General features: G+C 36.1%; 6 protein-coding genes, 2 pseudogenes and 2 riboswitches. Of the genes and pseudogenes, 7 read left to right on the top strand and 1 reads right to left on the bottom strand.

Going from position 1 to position 11,861, the window contains the following annotated elements:
* Positions 1 to 25 precede the first annotated feature (25 nt).
* Positions 26 to 865: a hypothetical protein gene (locus ACX6U0_RS05815; protein WP_464959032.1), complete on the top strand. Its 840-nt coding sequence runs from the start codon at positions 26 to 28 to the stop codon at positions 863 to 865.
* A gap of 240 nt (positions 866 to 1,105) precedes the next feature.
* Here the strand turns inward: ACX6U0_RS05815 and ACX6U0_RS05810 are convergent, their stop codons facing one another.
* A complete protein-coding gene (locus ACX6U0_RS05810) occupies positions 1,106 to 4,597 on the bottom strand; it encodes a S8 family serine peptidase (RefSeq protein WP_464959031.1) in 3,492 nt (1,163 codons plus the stop codon).
* Between the two features lie 235 nt (positions 4,598 to 4,832).
* On the opposite strand from ACX6U0_RS05810, the gene ACX6U0_RS05805 reads away from it, so the two are divergent.
* The 6 genes and pseudogenes from ACX6U0_RS05805 to ACX6U0_RS05780 all read left to right on the top strand — a co-directional run bounded on the left by ACX6U0_RS05805 (position 4,833) and on the right by ACX6U0_RS05780 (position 11,801).
* On the top strand, positions 4,833 to 5,072 hold the full coding sequence (locus ACX6U0_RS05805) for a spore germination protein (RefSeq protein ID WP_464959551.1): 240 nt from the start codon (positions 4,833 to 4,835) through the stop codon (positions 5,070 to 5,072).
* Between the two features lie 326 nt (positions 5,073 to 5,398).
* Positions 5,399 to 5,716 (top strand): DUF3870 domain-containing protein, encoded by a 318-nt coding sequence (locus ACX6U0_RS05800; RefSeq protein WP_464959030.1) that lies wholly within the window; start codon positions 5,399 to 5,401, stop codon positions 5,714 to 5,716.
* Positions 5,717 to 5,922: 206 nt separating this feature from the next.
* Positions 5,923 to 6,954, top strand: coding sequence for a C40 family peptidase (locus ACX6U0_RS05795; protein WP_464959029.1), 1,032 nt, complete (start codon positions 5,923 to 5,925; stop codon positions 6,952 to 6,954).
* Between the two features lie 191 nt (positions 6,955 to 7,145).
* Positions 7,146 to 8,250: pseudogene (locus ACX6U0_RS05790) on the top strand (amidohydrolase family protein); the annotation flags it as partial.
* 92 nt (positions 8,251 to 8,342) lie between these two features.
* A pseudogene (locus ACX6U0_RS05785) lies at positions 8,343 to 8,915 on the top strand (adenine deaminase C-terminal domain-containing protein); the annotation flags it as partial.
* 282 nt (positions 8,916 to 9,197) lie between these two features.
* Positions 9,198 to 9,339: riboswitch (cyclic di-AMP (ydaO/yuaA leader) on the top strand.
* Positions 9,340 to 9,669: 330 nt separating this feature from the next.
* Positions 9,670 to 9,812: riboswitch (cyclic di-AMP (ydaO/yuaA leader) on the top strand.
* Positions 9,813 to 9,896: 84 nt separating this feature from the next.
* Positions 9,897 to 11,801: an APC family permease gene (locus ACX6U0_RS05780; protein ID WP_464959028.1), complete on the top strand. Its 1,905-nt coding sequence runs from the start codon at positions 9,897 to 9,899 to the stop codon at positions 11,799 to 11,801.
* Positions 11,802 to 11,861: the final 60 nt, after the last annotated feature.

Raw genomic sequence — 11,861 nt, 5'->3', positions numbered from 1 at the left:
ACTACAAAATTTGAGGTAATATTACATGGAAAACTTAAAAATAAAAGACACCATACCTTATTTTCTGATGTTCCCAGCTATAATAATTGGAATATTAGCGATGATATCGTTTGGAGTTTCTTTAAGTATTTGGATACAAAATATAGTAATCTGGATTTTAGGATCTATTTTAGCTTGTGTTTTTTTTACAAAAACAACGCAAAAACAAGTCAGTAAATTTAATAATAGACTTACTATACTAATCATAGCAATATTGTTAACGCCTTTTTGGTTTAATGGCATAGACGGTATTCATCGCTGGATCCAATTTGGACCATTAAATTTTTATGTAGCAAGTATATTTTTGCCACTAATATTGATTTATATTTGGAATCTAGTAGAGAAAAAACAATCTATTTATGCAATTGGATTAAATATTATCGTTCTTTTCATATTGCTTCTACATCCAGATGCAGGTCAAGTAACAGCATTTGCATGTGCTACGACAGTACTTTTTTGGAACAAAGTGAATAATAGATTATTAAAGTTCTTAAACTTAATTTTTACAATTACTATAGTTATCTTGTCTTGGATTTTTCTCGATAATTTAGCACCAGTTCCTTACGTAGAACACATTTTATATTTAGTTAAAGAGATGGGGGGAATATGGTTCATATTCGCTCTAATGTCACTTTTATTGTTATTATTTCCTTTCTATTTTTATTGGAAAGCATCAATAATCTCTTATACTTTTGGCGTTTATTTTCTAGTCATGATGCTTGTAACTATTTTTGGACATTTCCCAATGCCAATCATGGGGTATGGGATATCACCGATTATTGGATATATAATTGCTATTACTTATCTTAATAAAATAAATAGATAACACGAATTCATAGTTGTCATAATTGATAAATCAAACTACTGTTAAATGTATCTGTTAAACAGTATGAGTAATGAATCTACTATGAAAAAAAGGTATTACCAATAGAAAAAGACTAGCCGATTTCACTAGTCTTTTTTTATAATTCGTTTTTTAGTTAAAATAATCTTCAACCTTGGAGTCAATCTTTACATTTTTTTAAAACTCCATAACCGATAAAAGCCGGAATCTGGTAAGCTATTTTTAATTGTTTTCATATGAAACGATGGAACGAATCATAGGATTTTTTGCATCGTCAATTACTTGCCCAGGTAAAACCTTTATCCAATCCCCTTTGTAAAACCTCCAAAAGCGGTCTGAGAACGGGCTGTAATCAAAACCAAGGCTTGGCACATATGGATCTGGTGCTTGGGTACTGAATACAAGGAAATAATCTTTTGGTACGTAAATGGAGTAAGGGCTAAGATCAACTTTGACCCAACCAGGAACATCATCTGATTTTGCAGCAATTGATTCCGTTAATTTCTTACCCGGGCCACCATCAGGTCCAGTTGCGTCATATACATCAACTTGGAAATTTCTCCCACCTGGGTTATACCAGTGTGGATCGACATAAAACAGGCCAGCGGTCAGTAATGCTTGTTCCTGTCCAGTCTTCAATGACATTTTTACTGCGATTTCGTCAGTGCCAGCGACCAACAAGACACTTTCAGCAGTGCCATCATCATATCCGATTTCACCTTCTGTACCTATATAAGGCTTTAATTGTATATCAATTGAAAGGGAGGAATCGCCTTTCATTTCAATCTGTTTCCTATAAGTATGAAAATAAGGGGCACTCACTTCAAGTGTATATGTTCCTATATAGGAGTTAAGAGAGAATTTGCCGTTTGAGCCTGTTTTATCCGGTGCGACAGCTGCGTCTTCAATGAGTTTCACAGTAGCTCCCTTAATCGTTTTCTTGGTTACACTATTCTTAATTGTGCCTTTAACGTTACATTTATCTAATGGGGATAACTGTATATCAACATTGGTTGATACATCTTTCGTTACTCTCGCTGTTTGAATTTTGTTGTTAAAGCCATAGGCCTCGGCTAGTAGGTGATATTCATCTGCTGGTAGCTTCGTGCTGAAGCTGCCATCTGTTGGATCGGTCGCTAAAAGTCTTCCATTTTCGACAATCTGTATATGCGCGTTTAGTGGGACGAGAACTGGTTTTTCATGGCTACTTTGTAGACTCGTAGTCTCCTCTAATGGTTCAATTACAGTCGTTGATTGAAATGGCTGATATACGTCGCCAGAAGGCTTGGCTTCTATGGCTACATCATCTAAATACCACCCTAAATTTGTATCAATACTATCAGTATGGAATCGGTAAGCTACATAAACAGTTTTCCCTGAGAAGGAAGATAAGTCGACTGAAATGGCTTCCCACCTTGTCTCTAAATGCCCTTCGTTTGTTTTCGCTAGATGCCAGTTCTTCATGTCTTCGGAAACGAGCACTTGACCCCAATCATCCGTCCCAAGGGATGGCCAGAAGGGAAATCCATAGGTCTGTTTAAAGTTAAGGAATACTGATTCTCCTTTCTTGACTTGGATAGGAGGCATAGTTAGCATAGATTCCTCGTAATTGTTATAACTCCAGTAATAATCATTTTTTCTCCAGTCAGGGTTCGCGGTCGCGTAGGCATTGATTCCAGAAGGTACCTTCAGGACGGGTGTCAATACCTTTCCCCAATTCCATGAACTGTTTCTTCCCGTACCGTACCATCCAACTGGTGATGTTTCAAAGTCTGTTTTATAACCGACCGATACACCTTCCTTCAGTGGTAGGTGAACAGGGGCGGTTTTCGTACTGTTTCCAGCATAGTCAGTAATTTTCCAGTAATAAGTAATTATGTTACCCCTTACTTTTTCTAAAGGAAGTTCACATGAATAGGAACCTTTTTTTAAGTTACCTTCAAACAGTTTTCCGGTTACTGTTTGCTCTGGTGCACTGTCGACTTGATAATAAAGTTCCACTGTGGAAACTGCAAAATCATCAGAGGCTTGAATAGATAGTTTTAAAGGTGCATTAGCAAAAGCGTACGGAAGAGGCTCATGACTTGCTACTGGTTTCTCTTTATCGACAGCTAGATAACCTACTGATCCTTGTAGACTACCAACACCGTTATAACCGCTCTTTACCATTTGTGTTAGGTCAAGCAACCCTCTGCCATAGGCATCATTTGGAGTAGATGGATAGTTTGAATCGGATAACGGAATCAAACCGGTATATATGGATTCTTTCTGTTTGTCGATAGACATGTTTGGCTGCATTTGCTTTAAAATTGCAATGGCACCTGTCACATGTGGTGTTGCCATAGAGGTCCCATCTGACAATCCGTATTCGTTATTTGGGAGTGTCGAAAGTATCCCTTCACCAGGCGCAACCAAATCCGGCTTTATTTCATTTCCGCCATAAGGAGAAGGACCTCTTAATGAAAACCATGAGATTCGGTTAGCTGAATCAGTTGATCCAACTGCAATGGTTTCAGGATAATTAGCTGGATTGGTTATAGAACCTGGTCCGACTGGCGTCCATGGAGTGTGGTTCCCTGCGGCAAAAACAGGGGTAATGTCGGCTGCGGACCATGCCTTCACAACCGATCTAAACCATTCATTTATGGTAGAACTGCTAGCCCATGAGTTATTAATTATGTCTGGTGCCATCTCTGGATGAGGCGTTCCCTTTTCATCCAGTGGGGCAAGAAGCCATTCTCCTGCTTTTAGCAAGTCTGTATCAAGTGCGCCGTTTTCTGAAAATGCGCGAACTGCGATCCAGCTTGCGCCCGGTGCCACTCCAGTATGAGTGTCTGTTTCCGGGTCATAGCCAACAATTGTTCCTGTCACATGAGTACCATGTCCATATGAGTCAACTGGTGTAGGACTATCCCCCACCAAGTCAAGCCAATTGTAGGTGTGGGTATAGGTGCCATCTGCATTGAGTCCTCTGTATTGATTTTTAAGCGATGGATGGTTTACGTCCACTCCAGTATCAAGCGTTGCGACCACGACGCCTGTTCCATCTAACCCTTTTTCCCAAGCTTTATTCGCCTGGATTTTTTCCAGGTTCCAAGGTAGCTCACTTGTTAATTTTTGGACTTCAGTAGTCTTCGGTTTCGGCAAAACATGACGCTCGTTTAGGTAAATATGTTTGACTTCCGGAAATGCCGCTATTTCCTGCAAAACTTCTTCCGTAGTTGTAAATGAAACAGCATTTAGGATGTAGTAAAATTGATCATCCTTCAGTTTACCTTCTTCTTTCTTTTGAAGGATAAAATTCTTGATATGATGCTGTGTTTGTTCAGCATTCGTTTGTAGTCCAGATACGATAGATGAACGAACGCGAAGTTTCTCTTGATAGAGGGTAGCCTTCACCTTCTTAGCCTCTTCCCGAGCTTGATTTGCAATTTGTTCAACATCAGCTTGGTTTATTAACTCGACAATCACATTCGTATATTTGTTTTTTTCAAAGGTCTGTATTACCTCAGGGTCAATCTTTCCTTCCATTAGGTTTGAATTCGATACTCCGTTTTGAACCGAACCACCTTTTACTTGGAAGCTTGTTCCGGGATTATTTGTTTTATTACTATCTATCGCAAGTACGTAGTTCGGAAGGAATAGGTTAAAAAAGAGAATAATAGATAGTAGGATGCTTAACATTATCTGACTGACTTTTACATTTTTTCTCAAAAAAAAATCTCCTTTCAAATACAATCTTTTACAACAAAACTATCAATATGGTAGATAACCAAGCTAAACACTAATACCTCCTTGTGTAATGAATGACTGGTTTAATGTTATAAGTGTTCAGAATATTTAACAATACAGGATTTTTGATGATTATGATTGGAAAATTAAATGATAAGGATATTCTTAAATTGATAGAGTCTTCCTTGGGGCCAGTGTTATACTGAGGGACTAACTTATAAAAAGAGATAAAGTATGTTCATTACTAGCATCCGGTGCTTTTCCAGCTACGATTATCGTTGATGACTACCTATTTTTATTTTTAGGAAATTTCCTAGGTATTACAGGATTATGTATTGGCTTAGTAGTACTAATTATTCATTTATCAAAACATCGATCAGTAAGCGTTCAGAATCTAGCATCTATTGATTACAAAGAATTTAAGGATGTTTTTTATCGAGGTAAATTGGGAAGATAATAAATTGCCCTCAAAAATTTAGTTATATATTTTAAAGGAAAGGCTGTTATATCAGTGAATCTGGTGATGAACAGTCTTTTTTTTATTTAAGATTTTTTGAGGCAATAAGGTTTCATTTCTTCATAGTAAAAAAGTAAGGTGAAAAAGTTCTGTCATAATGCTTTTTTACTGTAAATGTAAAAATATAAAACTGAATATTCATAATATATTGTAAAAATTATTTTGGTGTACTATGATTAAATGTAAGCGAATACATATGCCGTTGCTCATTCCATCCTTTTTCGGATTGAATCCCGCTCGGTATACCTTGTTCGGGAGGAAATGAAGTGTATAGTAAGGATACAATTTATATTATTGGTGATTCAAAGACTGCATCTAATAATCCAATCATGCAGCAATTTAATGCTTTCTTTATTGGATTGGTTGTTGATCGAACGTCTCATTTAATCGTTGATGCTGATTGTTCAGCTACTATTTCTTTGACTTCATCTTTTGTGAAGCAATTATTCGTCGGCCATTCAATGTTAGATATGGATTCGATTGTCAATGAAATTAATACACGTTACTTTGGTTCGTCACAAAAAGCTCTGACAGTCGCGTTTAAAAATGCACAGATTAAATACAAGCAAATCATTGAGTCATAATGCTGCTTTATCTATTATCGTAGATGAAATCCAGCTATTAGCAGGGCGTGCCCTTTCTAATAGTTGGATTTTCATTTTTTTACATGAGTAAAGACGATTATTGTTTGCCTTAATTAGATTGATAGTTTCAATGGTCATCAGGGATACCTAGGCTTCACCGAAGATGCTTTAGAAGTCTTCGTTAAAATAGGGAGAGGAGCTTTAACATGAAAAAGACAAAAAAATGGGTTTTGAGTTTATGTGTAACAGGTACACTACTATCAACAATGACATTTCAAGCATTGGCAAATTCACCGGAAGAACTTCATCCAGGTGAGACTGCATATGTAGATGTGTCAGTCTCAACTCAGTGGACAACGAATGGTAGATTCCAAGTCAGAGATATTGATGCACCTTCATTAAGTAATCCTGTGGATCCGTGGAAATGGTCAGCAAATATGCAGGATAGCGAGGTTCGTCGTTGGCTAACAGGAAAACTTGAAACTCAAGCGGTATATGGATCAAAAGTAGTTATTCTACAAGAAGTTGGTGACTGGGTGCAAGTGGCAGTAGAAGGTCAGCCTACTCCGCGGAATCCTTTAGGTTATCCAGGCTGGATGCCAAAAAGACAGTTAACGGCGGATGATCGATTAGAGAATTTAAATGCTGAGCCATTTATTATGGTATCTAGTCCAACAGCTTGGTTGTATGATGGAAAATCTTTACAGAATCAGTTTATGGAAATTAGCTTTAATACTCGCTTACCTGTAGTGAAGGATTTTGGAGATGTTGTGATGGTCGCAACGCCTGATGATGGAAATAAATTTATCAAGAAAGAGGATGTTGCAATCTATCAAAACGAAAACGAGTTTCCGAAAGCAACTCCTGAGGAATTAATTAAAACAGCGAAGAAATTCCTTGGCTTACGATATTTATGGGCAGGCGTATCAGGATTTGGATTTGATTGCTCTGGATTTACTTATTCGATACATAAGGCATATGGTATAACAATTCCAAGAGATTCAGGTCCTCAATCTAAAGCAGGTAAGGTAGTCAATAAAGACGAAATCCAACCTGGAGACCTACTATTTTTTGCATCAAATAATGGAACTGGTTCTGTACACCACGTCTCAATGTATATTGGAGATGGTTTAATGATTCATGCGCCAAATGCTTCAAAGAATGTTGAAATCATCCCATTAAAAACTCCAGGCTACATAGAGGAATTCTCTGGTGCACGACGCTATTGGGGAGAATAATATCATTGTAAATTAATAGAATGGTTATCAAAATATCTTTCATTTTTGGTTATGTGGGCTACATTAGTAGTCCACTTTTTGCTTTTTACTCTCGTTAATTTTACATTTGAATAGGAGCTCCAGCCCAGCTTGAGTCACAAAAATGTAGTAATATAAAAGAAAATCATTTCAAAAGATAAGGGGTAAGCGCATTGGAAAAGAGTCAGTTTAGATGGAGTAATGAACAATTACGAGAGCATGTTAATATACTAGATGGCAATAGCGCTCCACATATTTTATTAACAAATGCAACTTATTTAAATACATATATACGGGAATGGGTAAAGGCAAATATTTGGATTTATGAGGATCGAATTGTATATGTAGGGGAAAAACTACCAGATCAAACTGATGATTGTGAAGTAATTGATTGTGAAGGTCAGTTTTTAGTACCTGGATATATTGAGCCGCATTCGCATCCATATCAATTATATAATCCAATTACATTAGCAAAGCACGCGGCACAAGCAGGTACAACAACTTTAATTAATGATAATCTAACCTTTTTTCTTCAACTTCAACGAGATAACGCTTTTTCACTGTTAGATGCTTTTCAAAATATAAACACAAGTATGTATTGGTGGTGTCGTTTTGATGGCCAAACAGAGACTCCAAACGATAAACTGATTTTTAACAATGAAGACATTTTAGCTTGGATACGGCGTAAAGATGTTCTGCAAGGTGGCGAATTAACAGCTTGGCCAAGTCTTTTAAATGGTGATGATCAAATGCTATCTTGGGTACAAGAAACGAAGAATTTACACAAAAAAGTTGAAGGACATTTTCCTGGAGCTTCTGAGAAGACATTATCAAAATTAATGTTATTAGGAGCTGATTGTGATCATGAAGCAATGACAGGAAAAGAAGCATTAACACGTCTAATGCAAGGCTATACCGTATCACTGAGAAATTCTTCAATTCGTCCAGACTTAGAAATTTTATTAAAGGAATTATTAGAGCTAGGCTTAAAGCAGTTTGATAAATTTATCTTTACAACAGATGGATCACATCCTTACTTTTATGAAAACGGTATGACTGATGCGATGATTGCTATCGCAATTGAGAAAGGAGTACCTGTAGTTGATGCATATAATATGGCAAGTTATAATATTGCTCGTTATTATAATATGGAAAATCTACATGGTTCGATTGCTACAGGTAGAATTGCCAATATTAATGTTTTGGAAAGTAAAGAGAACCCTACACCAATCAGTGTTATTGCAAAAGGAACATGGGTCAAACGTGATGGGATAAACATGAATGATCCATTAAACATCAAATGGGAACAATTTCAAATGTCGCCAATACAATTTAACTGGTCTTTACATATGCATGATTTGGATTACACAAATCAAAATGGGATTGAATTAGTAAATAATGTAATTACTAAGCCCTATGTAAGTGAGATAAATTTAGACTGTGTAGAACTTTCAATTAACCACGATGAATGTTTTCTCATGCTGATTGCTAGGGATGGCACTTGGAAAATCAACACGATGATAAGAGGCTTCGCGAACCGTCTACAGGGCTTTGCAAGTTCATATTCTACAACTGGTGATATCATACTCATAGGAAAAAATAAGGTAGATATGATGAAAGCATTTGATAGACTGAAAGAAATTGGTGGAGGAATCGTACTAACCGAAGGAATGAGGACCTTACATGAGATACCATTACCATTGTCAGGTATCATGTCTAACTTAAATATGCTCTCCTTAATACAAGAAGAAAAAATAATGATAAAGTTGCTTCAGGAACGAGGTTATCGCTTTGATGATCCTGCTTTTACACTTTTATTCTTTTCTGCAACACATCTACCCTTTATTAGAATAACGCCTAGTGGATTATATGATGTGAAAAATAGAAAAGTATTGATAACTCCAGATATGAGAATAAGTACTAGTGACGAAGTAAAAAATTAGTTTCATTTTACTTCTGTCAGATTTGAAGGATTTATTTTTTACATTTCTTTATTAACGGTTATTTTTGTTATTTAGGTAAAGCTTTTTCAAGAGATAGTTTAAAAACAGGGTGAATTTGTTTTATATAACCCCAAACTAGTTATTATATTTAGAAAACATATTCACTGAAAAAATAACAAGAATTTCACCCGAGTTATATTGGTTTGAAAATAAATTATAAAAATTTTCGTTTACAAATTCAAATTGCAGTAGTATATTAACCAACATAATAAAAAATTAAATGACCTATGATCGCTTAATCTTTTTAGAGCGGGGGAACCAAATTTGTGCAAATGCACTTGGGGTGAATCCTTTAGTAAGGTAGGGCTACTCTTTAAAGCCCGAATCCGACAGCTAACCTCGTCAGCGTGTTAAGAGAAGGTTCCTATTTGTGCGTAAAAAGACACTAGGTATCCTCCTTGTGTCTTTTTTGTGTTCAAAAGGATTTTCGACCATAGTCATATGGAAGAAGGGGTTAACTTATAAGGGGAAAACGAATTTCTGTTAATGTTGTCAGTAAGTAAATTTGTGAAATAGTTTATTAGTTTACAAGTTGAAATGATGTCATTTTAGTTACCTTCTAATGTAACTTCTAATACATTAGAAAATAGAAACATAAATTTAATAACCTACGATCGCTGAGTTTAATTAAGAAACAATGGTGTCAAACTCCTCGTAAACAAAAAAGATAATCTAATGTTTAACGGGGCTGGATATGGCAGAAATGTTTTCTTAATTGAAGCGGGGGAACCAATTTTTTTGTGCAAATGCACTTGGGGTGAATCCTTTTTAAAAGGTAGGGCTACTTTTTAGGCCCGAATCCGACAGCTAACCTCGTAAGCGTGTGAAAAGGAGGTTTCCTTAATGATGTCTTTTTTAGGCACTGGGGATTCTCCAGTGTCTTTTTGTTGTGCCTTAATATGAAAACAAGGGGAGAAAAATATGAAACACCCATCTGATTATATGGAAATTGGATTATTTATTTTAGCAATTTTAGCAATATGGTATTCTATTTCAAACTTTAGTAGTATCAAACGATTCTTTATTGGTAGACCTATGAGGACTTCTGAAATGAATGCACAGCATAATAAATTGATTTGGTTTATCGCTTTACCAATCCTTGCTGCAGATCTTTATTCATCCGTCTCATACGGTCCCGAGGCAGGAATAACCGAGCTAATGGGACTTGGTTCAAAAGCAAGTTGGTTTATTATACCGATCACAATCGCAACAGTTATCCTACTTGGCATTCTAATTATTTCATACATTATGGGAATATTAGCATATCCAAATGGCGGGGGAGCATATGCAATTGCTAAAGATAATTTTAAACAACGATGGGTTTCACTCGTCGCTTCAAGTGCTCTTTTAGTTGATTATATTTTAACTGTAGCGGTTTCAGTTTCGGCTGCACTTGAGGCAGTATCATCGGCGTATCCAAGTATCGCGCATTATGAAACGGTTTTAGCTATATTTTGTGTTTTTATCTTATTAGTTGTAAACCTTCGTGGTGTTGCGGAATCGGCAAAAATATTTGCATGGCCAACATTTGGGTTTATGCTCTGTATGTTACTTTTAATATTTACTGGCTTTTTTGATGAATTTCAAAATGGTTTTGTTCAGCATCATACACCTACATTTGGTACAGTTCCAGAAGGGCTAAGTATATTAATCGTACTAAAAGCGTTTAGTTCAGCTTGTTCTGCCTTAACTGGTATTGAAACGATTTCCAATGCAGTTCCAATATTTAGGGAACCAAGACAAAAAAATGCAATTAAAACATATATAGCACTTGGGGTCATTACATCGGTTACATTACTTGGATATGCCTACCACTTATATGTGAATGGAATTACTCCTGATCCAAACGATACAATGTTATCACAACTGATTCAGGTTTACTTTGGACACGGAATACTGTATCAAATTATTATTTGGTTTACGTTTATTATTTTAATTTTGGCGGCAAATTCAACGTTTACTGGATTTTCACAGTTAGCGGCAATTGTAGCTGCAGATGGATTTTTACCAAGAGGACTAATGAACAGAGGGGATCGCTTAGGTTATTCTAACGGTATTATTGCACTTGCAGCAGGAGCGAGTATTCTCATTATTGCATTCCAAGCTCATACAAACTCTCTTATCCCACTATATGCAATCGGTGTGTTCCTTTCATTTACGATTGCACAATTTGGATTAACGAGAAGATGGAAACGAGTGAAAGGACCGAATTGGCAAATAAAATTAGCGATTAATGCAGTTGGATTATTTGTTACTTCTATTGTAACGATTATATTCGCAGTTACTAAGTTCTCAGATGGCGCATGGGTTGTGTTGGTCGTTATACCGGGTATCATTTTATTTTCATTGGCAATCTATAAACATTATCAAAATGTAGCAAATGAATTACGAATTGATTTAGATACTTTTAAGCCAGAAACGAATAAAGTCGTAACCATTGTTTTAGTGTCAGGTACACATCGAGTAGTTCATAATACGCTTTCTTTCGCAAAAAGTGTATCTGAAGATCTCATTGCGGTTTATGTAGGCTTCGATGATGAATCCATTGAGAAGATGGAAGAAAAGTGGGAAGAATGGGGAACTCCTTGTCGACTGGTTGTGCTAAAAAGCCAATATAGATCAGTTTTAGAACCGCTATCAAGGTTTATTAAACTAGTTGAAGCAAAAGAACCAAGTAGTCATATTCAAATTGTGATACCACAATTTATTCCAAAAAAATGGTGGCATAATCTTTTACACAATCAAACTGCACTATTACTTCGATTATGGCTAATTAGACAAAAAGAGGTTGTCATTACGACAGTGCCTTATCATTTAAGAAAGTAGTGAAAAAACAGCATGGAGTGTATTCCATGCTGTTTCTATTTTCAAAAAATGTAATTACTG

This window comes from Gottfriedia sp. ABJ_BB2_2, from assembly GCF_055484705.1.
This window is presented reverse-complemented; position numbering and strand designations above follow the sequence as displayed.